Genomic DNA, 16,940 nt, shown 5'->3' with positions numbered 1-16,940 from the left:
CGGCAATGTGAAAGTGCACTTTCCATTGCCCTCATTTGCAAACTCATTTGAGCATCGTTGAGAGGCTTGGTGGGTTCTAGCGGTGCAAAGATACAGTATAAATCCTATCTATACAAACCTTTGGTATCTTTTCTTAATGCGTATCTCTTTTATCTTTCAAGAGGTAGTTGATTTTCTGCTCATAAGCATTACGGGCAGGAGTGCCTTTGCTGCCCAACACCTGGTCGAGCATATCTTCATGTGAGTATAGCTTCATCATACGGCTTCTACCTCGCTGGGGAGCAAATGGAGTGAGAGGGCATCCTCTATCTTACATAGTGTCTCGATGGAAAGGTTTTCCTTGCCACGAAGTATCTTCGACACGTACTGCTGCGAGCAGCCCATGCGCCGGGCAAGTTCTGTCTGGGTAAGATGGAGTTCGTCCATCTTGTCGAGCATAAGCATCGCAATACGCTGCGAGTGGCGGAGCCACGACTTGTTGGCCTGGCGGTATTCAGCCGCCTCGCGCCAGCGTGAGGGAGTCTTGCTCTCGTGCGCTTCCAGTTTGTTGATGATTTGGTTCATGTGGCCATCAAGCAACCTCATACTTTTTAATAATGATTCGAAATTGGAATTGCTATTCTGTTTGCAATAGCGGTCTCTACAGCTTGGTAAATTTCAGTTTTCTCCGTCTGAATTGATACCACAAGTGAATACTTTATCTTATTATCGACATTTTCAAGCTTACGCTCTTTCCACCAACCAGGACCTGGGAACACAACAATTTGCCCACAGCTTGCTAACTCTTGTGCCGTACATGAGAACCAGTCTGACTGGACGGTACCTCTTTCTCGACGCTGCTGTCCGATATTCCATCGTGTCGAATTATTGTCACTTGTTTTTTCACCTTCGAGTTTATTGTGGCGAGCCAAGAATTCTGAATCGTTCTCAATTGGAGTTTTTACATCAAAACGCAAAGTGGCTGATGGGTAGCGGTATTTATTGTTCTTTCCGGATTTTCCTGGTGCCGGCTCGACATAGTATGACAGAGTTATACGTAAAGTTACAACTTCATCGTGCATTGCTTCTAGTACGTCTACAGGCCATGGCAAAGCATAGAAATGCATTTCATTGTATGTATTCGTCCCCCCGGACTTGTATGGCTTTAATTCATTTTCAAATACATAAGTTGCATATTTTTCACTGCTATATGCTGCTATATCTTCATCTGGGACGCCATATCCACAGAGTGGTATTATATCTTGAGGTCTTCCGTCATCAATACTTTTCATTTCATCTGTCCAACGAGCTGAATGTACCATCAACGCTCTGATTGACAGCATACTTAAATTAGGATTCTCTACCTTTATCTTTGCTGCAAGACGCGCAGCAAGAGCTGTTGCAGCACTTGTAGCATTAAACGTCTCAAGAGGGGAACGTAAATCATTGCTGGTTGTGATAAGGCACAGATCCTCGTCAGGATATAAACCCATAGATGGACTATATGCCAGATTTCCACCCTCCATTACAATTTCTGGTTTAACTCTTTCTTCATGCCAACTAAACGAAGTACATGAATATGGGGACACTCCTTTAGGGGACGCTATTCCTTTAGCAGTCTTATCTGCAGGTATAGAAAGTTCTGTATATGCGCCAACCGTTAGAGCATTCCATGCCTGAGCAGGACTATTTATAGCATTTGCCTTACATGATTTAATATAATTGGTGGCGTCTACATCATCTTGATATATATTACCAGCAGAAACCAATACTAGGCGATCACATTCTCCACTATGATAAATACTTTCATCAAGAGCAGCTGAACTAGATGTTGGTTTTCCATCATCAGAAATTGAATCTGTTACCGCCATACAATCAATATCAGCTCCCATGTCTTGACTTTGAGATATAGCATCTTCAATAACAGCGCCATAAAATGAAGGGGCTGTGGAGTAATTTGCATCTACAATCTTCACAGAAGCTAAATTATGCTGGACAACTGGTAAATTTCCTCTATCGTATGCCAATTTTGTCAAATCTCCCATGAGAACCAAGCCTGCCATTCCTGTTCCATGATCTATGTGATCTAGGTTATCTTGAACATTGATAGCAGTGGACATACGACTGTCTGGGAGTGCTTGAGCTATTAATGGATGCGCATTATTTACACCGCTATCTAAAATACCTATGTGAACATCAGATTCTTCAAACTGTAACTCGTTTGCAAGTATGTCTGTCCATTCTCGACTGACCTCTGAAGATTCTGTTAAAATAGATGGCTGCTTATAACGGCGGATTTCAGATATGTTTGCCATGTGGTATGGCAATTGTGCAAGAACGGTCTTGTTTGTTGTAATTAGAAAAACATCAACATCCGCAAATTGCAGCCGTTGTTCTATTTGACATTTTATACTCAGGTCATCTAAAACGATCTGAATATCATTGATGTTATAATCATCTGTCTTACAAATCCACAATTCGAATCCCATTTCCTCTGCAGGTCCTAAGGCTTCATATTCGTCTTTTGACTCAAATAGGGATTCTATTTTTGCTGATGAAATACCTTGTATTGGAGCGATAAGAGATTCATTGCATGGTTTTTTCTTTTCTGTCTCTGCTGTAGCATATTTATCAGCCTTCTTATCAAACCAATCTTTATGTTTGTTCGAAACAAAAACTGTTACATCAACATTATCATCCTCTGAATCCTTTTTATGGATCTTCATTATTCGAGCGCCTCTTTGGGTGTCAAGAGATGAAGGTATCATGTTTTGTGGTACGGTAAAATCCAGATAGGCACCATCAGCCGTATGCTGCCCATACTGAAGAAGTGGCTCTTGCTCATTAATTGCATTTGCAAATGCATTAGCATATTGCTGTTTTAATGCATCTGCATGAGCTCTTCTATTATCGTATTGTGGAAATTCTGCTGGAGAGCCACCTCCTTGCGGTTGGGGTGTAAATCCTTTATTCTCAGCTATTTGATTACCTAAGAAGAAATGTTTTTTGTGCATAAAAAATATTACCCGATATTGCGTACCAAAATGCTACGCATATCAAGAACGGTTTTTACAAGATTAATGTTGATAGGTGTATCGTTTAAAAGGGATTCTTTGAATATGTCAGCACAGACCATTTTAATCTCTGCATGACTCATTCCGTCAAACAAAGGCTCGACCATTGAAAAATCAAGATCCTTTGCCGTATATAAATATTCTTTTAAAAGCTTTAGACGTTGTTTTGAATCTGGTAAAGTATATTCTATCACATCATCGAATCTGCGGAACATAGCCTTATCTATTGATTCGATGCTGTTTGTTGCTGCGATAATAAAACTTTCAGAAGAATCTCTTTCTAAGAGCTGTAAGAATGTGTTTAAAATACGACGTTGCTCACCAACTTCGTTGTCCATTCCTCTTTGAGCTCCAATTGCATCAAATTCATCAAAAAGATATACAGCTGGTACTTCGGAGATAAAATCAAAGATATTACTTAGTTTCAACCCGGTTTCTCCCATGAACTTCGTAACAACCTTTTCTGTACGTACTACAAAGAAAGGAAGATTTAGTTCCCTAGACAGAACATTAGCTGTCATAGTTTTACCTGTTCCGGATTCACCATATAACAACAGTTTTCGTCTATTGTCAAGTCCATACTTATGAAGATTGTCTCGTTTCAAATATTCCTTGATGATTCTGTTGATTTTCTCAATGTTCTCATCTGATGTAATGAGACTTTTCAAGTCTTCATCACTTTCAATTTGCAATAAAAGATCTTCTACATCTTTATGCTTCGGAGAAATATGAAGTGGACTAAATGAAGTCTTGGATTTACCGAGTAAATCTTGAATGGTACGTGCTAAAATAACATGACCATTCTTGGCTTCTACAGCTGATATCTGTAAAGCCACCTTCCTGAACTGGGCATCATCATTATTCAAATGATTCCGTATCAGGGATAATACTTGGTCAGAATTAATCATAATTACTAACACACAATAATTCGCTTTGCAAATTTAGTGTTTTATTTGTGTAACGACAAGCTTTCATTGTTAAAACATTACCATACACCTAAATTATTCATGTTATAACATAATAAATGAATATTTTTGTGAGACAATCACGATATTCAAATTTCTTCATTACGAGACATCTCCAAATTGATATCAAACGCCTCGACGAGCTTTTCGTAGTCGAAGCAGTAGGAACGCTGCTGCACGGACATTTTGGTGGGCTGCCCCTTGGCATCGCGGTGCTCAAAGTCGAGGACTTGATTGCCTTTTTTAATGACGTGGTAAGTCATGCGCTGCTCGCCCAGATATTCTTTGCTGTTTTCAAGATAGTAGCGCAGCGACTCCTCGGGCAGGGAGGTCTCGCCGTTGCGGTGGGCATTGAGCTTGTAGAGCATGAAGATACGGGTCTTCTGTAGGTAGAGTATCTTGCGCGGCTCGGTCCAGACGGTCTCGCTGACGAGGGTGGAACGGAAGCGGCTCACGGCCTTGATCTTGAAGTCGGCATCCTCGTTGATCTCGCCCTCGCTGTTGAGAAACTGCACCATGCGCCAGAAGCTGCCCAACTCGTCGTTGGTCTTGCACTCCATGTTCTGATGGACGATACCCTCGACAGTGATCTCCAGCAGTTCTTTGTAGGATAAAGTGGTGTCTAACTTCCCTTCCAAACAGCGAAAGGACGTGAGGGGAATCACCCAGTTCTGAACAATTCGGTCGATGATGGTGTGGCTCGTGAGGCGACTGTTCACGTCGTCAAGCGTCTGCCGGTACTGGTCGTAGAAGCACTGGCCGAACTTGTCGCGGTGGGCAAGCAGCTGGAGGGTGAGATGGCTCAGTCCCTTGGAGCGGATTTGCAGCAATTGCTGATAGTTCGCCTTCTCGCTTGCCGTGAAGTTCGATTTGGGAAACAAGAGGAAGATGAGTCGGCTGAAGAGGGCGATGTCGGCCGTGGGCATCTCCTGCCCGGAGATAATCACGCCCGCATCCACGGCGGTGGTTTCCTTCTTCTTGTCGGTGGCCATGTTCATGCGCGTGCGACCCGTGCCGTCCCAAAGCCCCTTGATAAACTCTATCTTGGCGGTGTCGATGCCGTTCTTGTATTCGTCGATATGCACCAGGGCATTGGCAGCGGCAGCCACGGTGTCGTTGAGGGCGGGAATGGTGGAGTTCTGTATGTTGGGCGGTATGTTGTCGATCACGAAGAACGACATGAGCGTGTGGCCCAGTTCGCTCTTGCCGGAACCCTTCGGACCGAAGAGGTCGAGGATGGGGAAGGAACGTGTGGTGAGGGTGATGATGTCGCGGAAGAGCGTGGCGAGATAGAAGCAGAAGCCGATCTTGCCGTTGTCGCCGAAGACGAGGAAGAGTTGACGGGTGAAGTCCCGGAGGCTGATCATGGAGAAGTTGAAATGCACGAATTGCCGCTCGAAGCGGAAGTAGTCGGTGTTCTCCTTATAAATCCGAGAGAGGGCGGGAAGATAGAAATTGCCCTTCTCGCCCAGGTGGACGATGCCGTACTCATTGACCTCGTGGAACTGCCGACCGTCAAAGATACCGTTGCCAAAGGCAAAGAAGCCCTTCTTGTTCCAGCCCAACTGCTTGATTTGCGCAGCCGTCTCGGTCTTTTCGTAGAGGAAACTCTTCAGTTTGATGAGTTCCTTCTCACTGGCCTTCCAGATGAAGTTGCCGAGCGATTCGAGCTTCTGACGGAACTTTTGCAGTGAGATAAGGTCTTCCTGCTCCATCTCCACAATCTCCTTGACGCCCAGTTCGTTGGTGAGCAGGTAGAGGCGTTTGGCCATGAGCGGGTCTTTGATGTGGAAGAGCGGCGTAAGGGTAAAGTTGCTCCATTCGAGTACGCCGCCCTTCTCGGTGGTGGAGAAGTATTTGCCGCGGTCTATCCAGAATCCGTACTGGCGGTTCAGGTCGATATCGTCCTCCTTCGGACTGTCGCGCCTCGTCCGCTCGTTCTCGATGGCTTTCTGCCAGAAGAGCTTGCCCCGGTGGTACTTCGTGAGGGCATCGATGAACATGGTGAGCTTGGTATCGTCGTCGATAAAGGAGAGCAGATGGGCTATCCGCTTCACGGCATCGCTTTTTTGCTCGGTGTTGCCGCTCGTTTCAAAGAGTTTGGCGGCCAGCCACAGGATGAAGTCCTCTTCCTCGACGGCCTTGAAGAGGGTTTGATTCTTGAAATAGGTGTCGGGATCTTCTTTCTTGCCTTCCTCCGTGGTAGTTATCTCCTTGACCGACACCGTAAGGTGCTGTTCGGTGGCGAGTTTACCAGCCTTCATCACCGCCTCGATGCCCGTGCCATAGTCGGCTCCACCCTTGAGTGGGTCGTTGTCGGGAATGAAGCACACCTTGTTGGCAGCCCTCTTGATGAGCTGAAACTGCTCCACAGTCCACGCCGAGCCGAGGTCGGCCACGGCGTTCTGCACCCCGATGGCGTGCAGACGCATACAGTCGGGTGCGCCCTCCACGAGGTACATCTGCCCGGTCTTGCCCGCTGCCCGCCATGCCACGTCCAACCCGAAGACGGTGCTGCGCTTGCTGTATAGAAGGGATTCCTTGCTGTTGAGGTATTTGGGCTGACTGTCGTCCATCACCCTTGCCGTGAAGCCGATGATGTGTTGGTAGCGGTCCTTGATAGGGATGACGATGCGGTTCTGGAAGAAGTCGTAGCCTTGTGGGTTAATAAGTCCCAACTCCTGAAGAAACTCCTTTTGCAGAGGTAGATGGGCGAGGGCTTTGCCGTCGATGGGCGCAAAACCGATTTCTATCTCGTCGCAATACTTCTGCCCCCAGCGGCGGTAGGCATAATCTTGGGCAGGCTTGTAGCGCAGGAATACCTCACGGTAATGCTTATGCACGGCAGTATTGACAATCAGCAGCGACTCGCGTTTCAACCGTTGCTGCTTCTCGTCGATGGTTTCCTCTCTTTCCTCCACCTCGATGCCGTACTTCCTACCCAGCCACCTGACGGCTTCCGGGTAGGTCATGTTCTCATGCTCCATCAGGAAGGTGATCACGTTGCCTCCCTTGTGGCAGCCAAAACAGTAGAACATGCTGCGGTTGGGCGTAACGGTGAACGATGGCGTCTTCTCCTGGTGGAAGGGGCACAGCGCACGATAGATGGTGCCACGCTTTTGGAGTGGCAGGAACTCGCCAACCACATCTTCTATATGTGCCGCATCGAGTATCTTTTCTATGATGGTCTTGGGTATCATCTCATCCTCTAATAATTTCAATGTTCACAAAAAATGCCCCAGCCGACTGGCTTCACAGCTGGTCGGCTGGGGGCTTCTACTTAGTCACTTGTTATTTAGAGGATTCTGCTAAGTATCTCTCAGTTCCGCCACCAGTTCCGACTTCAGGATGTACCAGCAGCGTCCCATCTTGTGGGCGGGGATAAGTCCCTTCTCGATGCGCTTGCGTATGGTACATTCCTTGCGTCCGAACATGCGGGCGACATCGGGCACGGTATAAACGGTGTCCGAGGTATCTACTATGCCGTGGTTGTTGTCCGTGGCATTACTCATACTCTTGTCCTTCCTCCCATGGTTCTTTGTCGAAGAATCCTTTGGGCAGTTCCTTTGTCCATTCATGTTTATCTGCAAATGAGTTTAGTTCAAGGGCTCGCTGATCCATACTGATGGCACAGATGGCCATACGATGGGCGTAGCTGTTGTAAGAAACATGGAGGAAGCGGTCCTTTTCTTCACCCAAGAGGCGGTTGAATCTGCTTGCCAGGTTGCACACAGCGTGCGCACGCATTGGGGGAATGTTGGCCACTCTTACCTCTCCGACACTGATGCCGTTGATCCATGCTGAGGGATGGATTACCTTTTCTACTTTTACTTTCATGTTGATGAAATTTTAGTCCGAAGCGATATTGCTCCGGTATTCAAAAGTAGAAAGATTCCGGTCCCTGTTTTGGGGACGTGTAGAATAGCACTAAATCCTTTTCCAGCCATTTTGTACTTGTTTCTTCTGATTTAATGCTGCAAAAATATAATCAAAAAATCTGGAAAAAGAAAGAAAAGACATCAAAACTTACCAACCAACCAACTATTTAACACTACTTGGCAGGTTCTAATGGGATTTTTGAAGACTAACGGTGTCTTGTATGTAAAACGACACAAAAAAGGTATGACCGTTATTGGCCATACCTCTATAAATTTTGGAACCCTGCTATCTTTGTCTGTTGGATAAAGATGCTAAATGAATCCTTTGGATTACCACATATTTAATCTCTCATACATCCTATGGGTATTATTTTTACTCCGTCAGGTCTTGAATAAGCCATAGCACCTCCAGTTATTACCATCAGCAGGTCTGGTTCACGAAGCCGAATCTGCTTTTCTTTTTCATTATATTGCTGGACGAGACGCTTAATCTCTAAAAGATGTTCTGCTCCTTCCTCGATTTCCCTGCTTCCAAGTTTGAATTCTATGAGCGCATACCTTCCATCCTCCAGATGAAGAACAGCATCTGCCTCTAAATCATATCGGTCATGATAATAGGAGATATAGCCCCCTAAGGCCTGAGAATATGCTTTCAGGTCACGAATGCACATGCACTCAAAAACAAAGCCAAAAGTCTTCAAATCCATAAGCAATGTTTCTGGAGACATAGATAAGGCTGCTACTGCGATAGACGGATCTACAAATTCTCTTTTTACACCGCGACGTATGGCTGATGCCGACCTGACCGCCGGACTCCAAGCCTCTATATCTTGTATGACGAAGAGTTTAGTCAATGCGTTCAGATAATCATTCAACGTGTTTTCTGAACAGGTTTCTACATTTGCCCTAATATCTTTCAGCATATTGCTCTTCTTTGCCAGTGTCGAGACATTGCGGGCGTAAGTACGAAGAATAAGCTGAGTAAGCTTTTCGTTGCGTGCAACACCATCTATGGTTGAAATGTCTATTCGGCAAAGGCTATTGATATAGTCTTTTGCAACCTGAAGACGTGCTTTGTCCGTTTTACGGTTCAATGCAGCTGGCCATCCTCCTCTGCAGGCTGCAAAAATCAAGTCTTCCAACTGCATCGGTGATGTTTTGCCGTCAACATCTAAAAGAGGATCATCAAACAACTTTTTCAATGAAACTGTACCAGATGATTCCTTGGACTCGAACAGGCTCATAGGAAGCATTTCCATTGTTGCAATACGACCAGTCCCCGAATGTCTGATAGCACTTTTATCTATGGAATTAGAACCTGTCAAGATAAACTGACCTACATCATTCCGTTCATCCACCATCGTTCGCACAGAATCCCACAAAATGGGGATTTCCTGCCATTCATCTATCAAGCGAGGCGTTTCACCTGCCAATAATAAAGATGGTCTTATGGATGCGGCAGAGAAATAACGCTCTCTCATATTAGGATCTTGTAACTTTATGACGCTTGCAGCCTGTTGTGTGGCAGTAGTTGTTTTTCCACACCACTTCGGACCTTCTATCAATACCGCACCTGCAGAATCAAGATGATCGGCAAGTAATCCATCTGCCATTCTACTATAATACTCCATATCAGTATATCTTTTTTGCAAAGATAATAAATTTATTTGTTACAACAACTATATTGATGTGTTTTGTGTATTATCATTGATGTTTTTTGTGGTTATACAATAATTATTTTTGTGCTGTTCCATTGATATTTTTTTGCGAAATTAGTTGTTGTATTCAAGAAAAACTACTATCTTTGTTCCGTTATTTAGATGGAGTAGGTGTTATGCTAAGTTTTTAACTTCTTGATGCACCATGTTCCTCAAACACTCCGATATATAAATACGGTAGTGTAGCTCTTTGAACAAGTTAAAAACATCCTCGATAGAATATGTGCTAATGATTCTTGTTGGGTCATGTACCAAATGTGTTACCGGTGTGTTACCACCGCAAAGTTCAATACAAAGTGAATGTTTAATAAATCCGTTCAACACATTGATACATATTTAATTACATCAAGGCACAAGAGTTCGTAAAATGATTCCAGCCGAATCACAAAAGATTCCAACGGAATCACGAAAAGGGGTACAGGGGATGTATCCCTTTTTAGTTTTACCAGCCGTTTTTATTCTTCCGTTTGATAGCGGACAACTTTATTGCTTAGAGTTAAGGACGTCTGCTTCTAATACGGAGGTCAACTCTTACAATTAACTATGAAAAAATTACTCTTCCATCTTGAATATTTAAGCAGCCCTGAACCTACAAACGGAGTAACAAAGGGTGGAAGTCGTAAGCATTGGCCTACGAATCAATAAAAAGTCCAGAGTGAGACATGCTTAGAAATATATATGAAATCAATGCGATGCATTGGCGTGCTTTTTCAGACGTAGTAGAGGAATCTTAACCTCATCGCCTGCTTTTAGGGGTAGGTTGTGGCTATTCAATGCTTCTATATAACATTCCATTCCTGGGCCCAAATAAGCATCACTAATCGCATGTAAAGTCTGTCCTGCTCCAACCTTGACTATCGTCTTTATACCAATGATATTGTAGGCGCCTGTTCGTATGCGGACGTCCCGTTGATTCATGGCTTCATATTCACTTGACTTAGCAATAACTTTAGATGTTACCGAAGGGTACTGTACATCCTTGGTTGCCATTTTTCTTGTTTGGTGCTGTTGCCTATCAATCTGCTGAGCTCTTTCCATTAAAGAATCATTTTTGGCAAATTGTCGATTCATTGTTGTAGATGTGGCTGATGTTATTTTTGCTTTCGTATTTTCTTTCTTTAAGCGTTTTTGTTGCATTAGCGTCATGAGATTATCTATACGATGATTGCGAAGATGGATTTCACCCATGAGATAGAAACATATCCCCATTAGTACAATTAGTGAGCATATACAAAAGCCCATAGTCCATTTTATCCAGCGCTGTATTGGCTGATGAGAGGTTTCAAGTGCAACTTCGGTTTCTTGTTCTAATTCTTGTATTGGAGCAATCGTTTCTGACTGGTTGAAGGCTGTAGTTGGGGGATCGTTCTTTATTTGGGGAGTTAGAACAGCTGTTTCCCTTGTTAGTTTTTTTCCCTCTGCATTGATAGTTGAAGAAGGTGTAGGCTCTGGTTTATCTTTCATATCCGCCATAAATATATTTTCTCTAACCTCAGAGTCTTCCTTTTCTGTTACATCAGAATTTACAGCTTGATTCTTGTTCTCTTCTTCTGCAAGAGCTACTGCCTGTTTTTCATTGGCGATGCCGATTGAGCATTCCTTCTTTTCCTGGTTAGAAGAGCTAGCATTTTTTATTTCAGAGATATTGTCCTCCATCGCTTCGTCAAAAGCGACTCCTGCATTGAGCACTACAGTGTCGAATTGAGAAAATGGTCGATTGACTAAGCCTTTCATTGCATTATCAGGTGTAAAGGTAATCTTGTCCCGCCCTTCAATTACAATGCGGTCACCCGTATTTACATCTATACTTTCACGTGCACTGATGGGCGTAAGTTTGAATGCACCGAGACCTTTTACTTTAACCAATTTCTCGGACAACACACTATCTTGTAGTGTTTCGATAAATTGTGCTACAAAATATTCGGCATCGGCGGCCGTCAATTCATGCTTTTCGACCAAATGCTTTGCAATATCTTTCAAATTAGTCATTCCCTTCCTCTCCACTCTTTAACCGTTCTTTTAGTGTCGTTACCGGTTTAAAACCTAAAACTAATTTCGGTGGAACGAGCATACGTTGTCCCGTAGAGGGACTAACGATAATCCGCTCCAAACGTTTTTTTACCTCAAAAGTTCCAAAGCCAGTCATAACTATATTTTCTCCTATTCCGAAACGATTTCCCATACCTTCGATAAGGGCATTAACCAATTTTTGTGTATCAGCTTGTGTGTAGCCTGTCCGTTGCGCCAGCTCGGCAATAAATTCTTTGTTGTTCATCGAAAAATATTTTATTTCACCACACGTCCAAACCAATCGAAGGCTTCACTATCAGTAATCTCTACATTGTAGAAACTACCTACGCGCAAGGGTTTCTCTGCAGCAATCAGCACCTCGGGGTCAACCTCTGGCGAACTGTATTGAGTTCTGCCTACATAGTAATCGCCTTCCTTTCGGTCTATGATTACAGACATAATTTTACCAATGCTTTGAGCCTGGATTTCACTACTAATTTCTTGTTGCACGGCCATCAATGTATCTAAGCGCCGTTGTTTTACAGCTTCTGGAACATTGTCTTGATAATGCTGAGCACTATAAGTTCCTTCTTCTTCTGAATAAGCGAAAGCCCCCATACGTTCAAACTTAGCCCATTTCACAAAGTCGACCAACTCGTTAAATTCGTCTTCGGTTTCGCCAGGAAATCCCACCATAAGTGTTGTACGTAGGTAAATGCCTGGCACTTTTTTGCGTATATGCTTAATAAGTGTCATGGTTTCTTCCTTTGTTACGTGGCGTTGCATAGCCTTGAGCATGGGATTTGAAATATGTTGTAGTGCAATATCCAAATAATTGCAAACATTAGGCTTCTCACGCATGACGTCCAATAGCTCTAAGGGAAATTGATTGGGATAGGCATAATGCAATCGTATCCACTTAACACCTTTGATATCTGCTATATCACGAATCAGGTCGGCGATGTGTCGTTGCCCGTCAAGATCGACACCATAATAAGTGAGTTCCTGCGCAATCACTTGAAATTCTTTCACACCTTTTGCTACCAAGTCCTTCACCTCTTGCAAGATGTCTCTCTTCTGACGACTGACATGCTTACCTGTAATGATGGGGATAGCGCAATAGGCACAATGCCGATCGCAACCTTCTGCAATCTTGAGATAAGCATAATGGCGTGGGGTGGTGAGATGACGGCTGCCGTTGCAAGCGACAATATCAGCTTTACCTAAATCATAGAGCAATTGCTTATAATTAAATTTACCATAAAACTTATCAACTTCAGGGATTTCTTTCTCCAATTCGTTTTTGTAGCGTTGAGAAAGACATCCCATAACGAAAAGTTTATTCAGACGGCCTTCTGTCTTAGCTTGCACAAACTCTAAGATGGTATGAATACTCTCTTCTTTGGCCGACTCAATAAAACCGCACGTGTTGATAACGGCAATTTCGCCATCAGGATGCTTACTATCGTGTACACAATGATAGCCATTGGCCTCGAATTGCTGCATTAAAATCTCACTATCAACCAGATTTTTTGAGCAACCCATGGTAACAATATCGATTTGGTTTTTCTTCATTATTTATCCTTACAGCATGATTAAGTGCATAGTGAGTCGACAAATTCACGGCGATTGAATAGTTGTAAGTCATCCATCTGCTCACCCAAACCAATGTATTTTACTGGTACTTTTAGCTGATCACTGATACCTATCACCACACCACCTTTTGCCGTTCCATCTAATTTTGTAATAGCCAAGCTGGTAATTTGTGTAACAGCCGAAAATTGCTTAGCCTGTTCGAAAGCATTTTGTCCAGTACTACCATCTAACACCAGCATCACTTCATCTGGAGCGGTGGGCGTCACCTTTTTCATAACCTCTTTTATCTTTTTAAGCTCATTCATGAGGTTTACCTTGTTGTGTAACCGCCCAGCAGTGTCAATCAATACTACATCTGCTGCATTTGCCTTAGCACTTTGTAATGTGTCAAATGCTACACTGGCAGGATCAGCCCCCATTTGTTGCTTTACGACAGGAACACCTACACGTTCTCCCCAAATAGAGATTTGTTCCACGGCAGCGGCTCTGAACGTATCAGCTGCTCCAAGATACACTTTTTTACCAGCATTTTTAAATTGATGAGCCAATTTGCCTATGGTAGTAGTTTTACCCACCCCATTTACACCTACCACCAAAATCACATAAGGCTTGTGATTAGCTGGCAATTCCCAATTATCATTATCAAGGGCATTGTTTTCAGCCATTAATGCCATAATTTCTTCACGAAGGATAGTGTTCAGCTCTATTGTTGAGACATATTTATCGCGGGCTACACGTTCCTCAATGCGATGAATAATTTTGAGCGTTGTTTCAACCCCAACATCGCTGGTGATGAGTACTTCTTCTAAATTATCGAGCACATCGTCATCGATTTTAGATTTTCCTGCCACGGCGCGTGTCAACTTACCAAATACGCTCTCCTTAGTCTTTTCGAGCCCTTTATCGAGCGTTTCCTTGCTCTTTTTGTTGAATAGTCCGAATATTCCCATTTTGTTCTTAAAAAAGTATTGATATTGTGCAGTGAATGCGCTTTTATTGTCGTTTTGTCTGCAAAGATAATAAAAAAGTGGGCATGCTCAAGGTTATTTTTATCAATTTATCTTTTCATCCTCTTTTCTTTCAGTGTCCTTCACTCTTTCTGTTGAAAGCATGACCCTTAATAGAAAAATAACTATGATAGTGCTCCTTGAAAATAGCATCCACGTTTTCTAAGTAAAAGGTATAAAATGCACAAGTGTTGCATGGCTAACTGAAAATTATTGGTTACCTTTGGCGCATGAAAACGAAAAATCATTCTCGAGAAGAAAAGTTGCAAGCCTTTGCTCGTCTATTGGATATACAAGAACGATTACGGAAAGAATGTCCATGGGATCGAAAGCAGATATGTGAGAGTTTACGTCCCTATACTATTGAAGAGGTTTATGAACTCAGCGATGCGCTACTGAAGGGTGACGTACGAGAAATATGTAAGGAGTTGGGTGATGTGTTGGAACATATTGTGTTTTATGCAAAGTTGGCTGAAGAACAGGGGCAATTCGACATTGCCGATGTTTGTGATGCCCACAGTGACAAATTAATGTATCGCCACGATTTCATCGACTGGAATAAAGGAGGGATATGGCGTGTGGTCAATCCTGAAATGGAAATTAATTCCACTGGACAGGTAGTCTATCGGACTGATGAGGTTACAGCAACACATGCCAACCCTACGACAGCATCAGCAGTGGAGGCATCCTGGGAGCAGCGCAAACAACGTGAGCACCATGGTAATGAAACTATACTATCGGGTGTACCGACTTCACTTCCCTCGCTCATTAAGGCCACACGCATTCAAGAGAAGGCGCGCAATGTGGGATTTGATTGGAAGAATCGACGCGATGTATGGCAAAAGGTGCGTGAAGAATTGGATGAATTAGAAGCTGAGTTTGAGCAGGGTGATACAAAACATGCACAAGCAGAATTGGGTGATGTGCTTTTCAGCTTAGTGAATGCAGCACGTCTCTACCAACTCAATCCAGATAGTGCCCTTGAACAAACCAACCAAAAATTTATCCGCCGTTTTAGCTATGTTGAAGCACAAGCTAAAGCGCAAGGTCGTGCGTTGAGCAATCTGTCGTTGGAAGAGATGGAGGCACTTTGGAATGAAGCAAAACGAAAAGAAGAAAAATAATTGGAGGACTGAATATGAAGAAAATAATTTTCCTTATGGTTACCGTTTTGGCTGTTGTGATTGTTAATGGTTGTAGACCTAAAACAGCGCGTAACAATCAATCTACAAGCGAGATGGCACAAATGGCTCAAAATGACACCACAACCTATGGAATATGCGGGGAGGGCACCTCTATGCACCATCTTGAACTTATCACCGATATGGGAGATACGTTGCATTATACATTGTTAGAAGAAGGGCCAGATTCAGCTGTGATATTAGGTGGATTGCTCTGTGGTGATCGCTTAGCTGTAATTGGGCACAAAGTTGATGGAGAATCTTATGCAAATCGTGTAATAAATCTTACTACTTTACAAGGTAAATGGATAAGTATAGACAAGCAATTTGAAATACTTGAAGGCGGCATTGTGAAAAGTAGTGTAAAAGCAGAGCAAAACCCTTGGACAGAATGGAGAGTTTATAATGGTCAATTGTTACTCAACAGAGATACGTTTGCCATTGATAACTTAGGTGCCGATTCTCTGTATTTAGAAAATAAGGAGGGCATTTTCGCCTATCATCGCCTGCAATAGCTTTCTATTCAACAGGATGGTCACTATGAATACTTTTAAGATTCATATTTTAGGTTGCGGTTCTGCCTTACCTACACTACGCCACAATGCTTCATCTCAAGTGGTTGAAATGGGTGATAAATTTTTTATGATTGATTGTGGGGAAGGCACACAAATGCAATTACGCCATACGCATATTCATTTTGCAAAGCTGCAAGCCATTTTCATTTCGCATTTGCATGGTGACCATTGTTTTGGTTTATTGGGCTTGTTGAGTACGTTTGGAATGCTTGGTCGCACTGCTCCTATGCACATCTATGCTCCTCAAGAATTCGAAACTATATTTCAGGAGCAGCTTGCTTTCTTCTGTGCAACGTTGGGCTTTGAGGTTACTTTTCATGGGTTAGACACTACGCAAAGTAAAATAATTTATGAGGACAGGGGATTGACCGTGACAACCATTCCCCTGCAACATCGGGTGCCTACATGCGGCTTCTTGTTTCGAGAAAAGCCCAAACTGCCACATATTAATCGTGCAATGATAGATTTTTATCATGTGCCGGTGAGCCAAATCAACAACATCAAGGTAGGGCAGGATTGGGTCTCACCAGCAGGAGACGTCATTCCACACGAACAATTAACAACGCCTGCCGACCCAACACGAGCTTATGCCTATTGTAGCGACACGCGCTATATTCCCACGTTGCACACTTTGCTGCAAGGCGTTGATGTGCTTTATCACGAGAGCACCTATGCAGAAGATTGTGCAGCGCATGCAAAAAAATATTGGCATTCCACAGCGAAAGAAGCTGCCATGGTGGCACGCGAGGCGAAGGTTGGGAAATTATTATTGGGACACTACAGTTCAAGGTATGAGGATGAGCATGTGTTGCTCAACGAGGCTAAAACCATTTTCGAACAGAGTATGTTGTCTGACGAGGGATTAGTTGTGACACTTTAAGATATTCAAAGATTATTAACAAGAGAACTAATGTAGTGATTATATTTAGAACAAAAGCATTGAATGCATATCGTTTC

General features: G+C 43.3%; 15 protein-coding genes. 3 read left to right on the top strand and 12 right to left on the bottom strand.

The window, feature by feature from the left end; genetic code table 11:
- Positions 1–133: 133 nt before the first annotated feature.
- The 12 genes from X919_RS0104410 to ftsY form a co-directional block, all read right to left on the bottom strand.
- The gene (locus X919_RS0104410; protein WP_108235544.1) at positions 134–259 is read right to left on the bottom strand and encodes an XRE family transcriptional regulator; all 126 of its coding nucleotides are present in this window, start codon (positions 257–259) and stop codon (positions 134–136) included.
- Complete coding sequence (locus tag X919_RS0104405; RefSeq protein WP_025791139.1) at positions 256–564, bottom strand: helix-turn-helix transcriptional regulator; 309 nt, start codon at positions 562–564, stop codon at positions 256–258. The genes X919_RS0104410 and X919_RS0104405 overlap by 4 nt, the downstream gene beginning before the upstream one ends.
- 26 nt (positions 565–590) lie before the next feature.
- Complete coding sequence (locus X919_RS0104400) at positions 591–2,993, bottom strand: S8 family peptidase (protein WP_028899184.1); 2,403 nt, start codon at positions 2,991–2,993, stop codon at positions 591–593.
- 8 nt (positions 2,994–3,001) lie between these two features.
- The gene (locus tag X919_RS0104395; protein WP_025791141.1) at positions 3,002–3,961 is read right to left on the bottom strand and encodes an AAA family ATPase; all 960 of its coding nucleotides are present in this window, start codon (positions 3,959–3,961) and stop codon (positions 3,002–3,004) included.
- A 146-nt stretch (positions 3,962–4,107) separates the two neighbouring features.
- A complete protein-coding gene (dnaG, locus tag X919_RS0104390) occupies positions 4,108–7,218 on the bottom strand; it encodes a DNA primase (protein ID WP_028899183.1) in 3,111 nt (1,036 codons plus the stop codon).
- Positions 7,219–7,326: 108 nt separating this feature from the next.
- Positions 7,327–7,530, bottom strand: a complete 204-nt coding sequence (locus tag X919_RS0104385) for a helix-turn-helix domain-containing protein (RefSeq protein ID WP_028899182.1) — start codon at positions 7,528–7,530, stop codon at positions 7,327–7,329.
- Positions 7,523–7,855, bottom strand: coding sequence for a hypothetical protein (locus tag X919_RS0104380; protein WP_028899181.1), 333 nt, complete (start codon positions 7,853–7,855; stop codon positions 7,523–7,525). The genes X919_RS0104385 and X919_RS0104380 overlap by 8 nt, the downstream gene beginning before the upstream one ends.
- Positions 7,856–8,237: 382 nt before the next feature.
- On the bottom strand, positions 8,238–9,527 hold the full coding sequence (locus tag X919_RS0104370) for an ATP-binding protein (RefSeq protein ID WP_028899180.1): 1,290 nt from the start codon (positions 9,525–9,527) through the stop codon (positions 8,238–8,240).
- A gap of 771 nt (positions 9,528–10,298) precedes the next feature.
- On the bottom strand, positions 10,299–11,603 hold the full coding sequence (locus X919_RS17195) for an HU family DNA-binding protein (RefSeq protein WP_253270081.1): 1,305 nt from the start codon (positions 11,601–11,603) through the stop codon (positions 10,299–10,301).
- Entirely contained in the window at positions 11,596–11,889 is a 294-nt protein-coding gene (locus X919_RS0104360; protein ID WP_028899178.1) for an HU family DNA-binding protein, read from the bottom strand. The genes X919_RS17195 and X919_RS0104360 overlap by 8 nt, the downstream gene beginning before the upstream one ends.
- Positions 11,890–11,900: 11 nt before the next feature.
- Positions 11,901–13,199 (bottom strand): 30S ribosomal protein S12 methylthiotransferase RimO, encoded by a 1,299-nt coding sequence (gene rimO / locus X919_RS0104355; RefSeq protein WP_028899177.1) that lies wholly within the window; start codon positions 13,197–13,199, stop codon positions 11,901–11,903.
- Between the two features lie 20 nt (positions 13,200–13,219).
- Positions 13,220–14,170, bottom strand: coding sequence for a signal recognition particle-docking protein FtsY (ftsY, locus tag X919_RS0104350; RefSeq protein ID WP_028899176.1), 951 nt, complete (start codon positions 14,168–14,170; stop codon positions 13,220–13,222).
- A gap of 287 nt (positions 14,171–14,457) precedes the next feature.
- Between ftsY and mazG the strand changes: the two genes are divergently transcribed.
- From mazG to X919_RS0104335, 3 genes are read left to right on the top strand one after another with little or no spacing between them, the layout of a single operon-like run.
- The gene (gene mazG, locus X919_RS0104345; RefSeq protein WP_028899175.1) at positions 14,458–15,351 is read left to right on the top strand and encodes a nucleoside triphosphate pyrophosphohydrolase; all 894 of its coding nucleotides are present in this window, start codon (positions 14,458–14,460) and stop codon (positions 15,349–15,351) included.
- A gap of 14 nt (positions 15,352–15,365) precedes the next feature.
- Complete coding sequence (locus X919_RS0104340; RefSeq protein ID WP_028899174.1) at positions 15,366–15,923, top strand: lipocalin-like domain-containing protein; 558 nt, start codon at positions 15,366–15,368, stop codon at positions 15,921–15,923.
- Between the two features lie 25 nt (positions 15,924–15,948).
- The gene (locus X919_RS0104335) at positions 15,949–16,863 is read left to right on the top strand and encodes a ribonuclease Z (RefSeq protein WP_028899173.1); all 915 of its coding nucleotides are present in this window, start codon (positions 15,949–15,951) and stop codon (positions 16,861–16,863) included.
- Positions 16,864–16,940 lie beyond the last annotated feature (77 nt).

Origin of the sequence: Prevotella sp. HJM029 (assembly GCF_000599605.1) — a bacterium.
Classification (GTDB): domain Bacteria; phylum Bacteroidota; class Bacteroidia; order Bacteroidales; family Bacteroidaceae; genus Prevotella.
Note: the sequence above shows the minus strand (reverse complement) of the source record. Positions and strands in the feature narration are given on the sequence as shown.

Coding starts and splice junctions, on each gene's coding strand:
- rimO (WP_028899177.1), bottom strand. CDS start 13,199: ATGAAGAAAAACCAAATCGATATTGTTACCATGGGTTGCTCAAAAAAT.
- X919_RS0104395 (WP_025791141.1), bottom strand. CDS start 3,961: ATGATTAATTCTGACCAAGTATTATCCCTGATACGGAATCATTTGAAT.
- X919_RS0104400 (WP_028899184.1), bottom strand. CDS start 2,993: ATGCACAAAAAACATTTCTTCTTAGGTAATCAAATAGCTGAGAATAAA.
- X919_RS0104385 (WP_028899182.1), bottom strand. CDS start 7,530: ATGAGTAATGCCACGGACAACAACCACGGCATAGTAGATACCTCGGAC.
- X919_RS0104380 (WP_028899181.1), bottom strand. CDS start 7,855: ATGAAAGTAAAAGTAGAAAAGGTAATCCATCCCTCAGCATGGATCAAC.
- X919_RS0104405 (WP_025791139.1), bottom strand. CDS start 564: ATGAACCAAATCATCAACAAACTGGAAGCGCACGAGAGCAAGACTCCC.
- X919_RS0104335 (WP_028899173.1), top strand. CDS start 15,949: ATGAATACTTTTAAGATTCATATTTTAGGTTGCGGTTCTGCCTTACCT.
- mazG (WP_028899175.1), top strand. CDS start 14,458: ATGAAAACGAAAAATCATTCTCGAGAAGAAAAGTTGCAAGCCTTTGCT.
- X919_RS0104340 (WP_028899174.1), top strand. CDS start 15,366: ATGAAGAAAATAATTTTCCTTATGGTTACCGTTTTGGCTGTTGTGATT.
- dnaG (WP_028899183.1), bottom strand. CDS start 7,218: ATGATACCCAAGACCATCATAGAAAAGATACTCGATGCGGCACATATA.
- X919_RS0104360 (WP_028899178.1), bottom strand. CDS start 11,889: ATGAACAACAAAGAATTTATTGCCGAGCTGGCGCAACGGACAGGCTAC.
- ftsY (WP_028899176.1), bottom strand. CDS start 14,170: ATGGGAATATTCGGACTATTCAACAAAAAGAGCAAGGAAACGCTCGAT.
- X919_RS0104410 (WP_108235544.1), bottom strand. CDS start 259: ATGATGAAGCTATACTCACATGAAGATATGCTCGACCAGGTGTTGGGC.
- X919_RS0104370 (WP_028899180.1), bottom strand. CDS start 9,527: ATGGAGTATTATAGTAGAATGGCAGATGGATTACTTGCCGATCATCTT.
- X919_RS17195 (WP_253270081.1), bottom strand. CDS start 11,603: ATGACTAATTTGAAAGATATTGCAAAGCATTTGGTCGAAAAGCATGAA.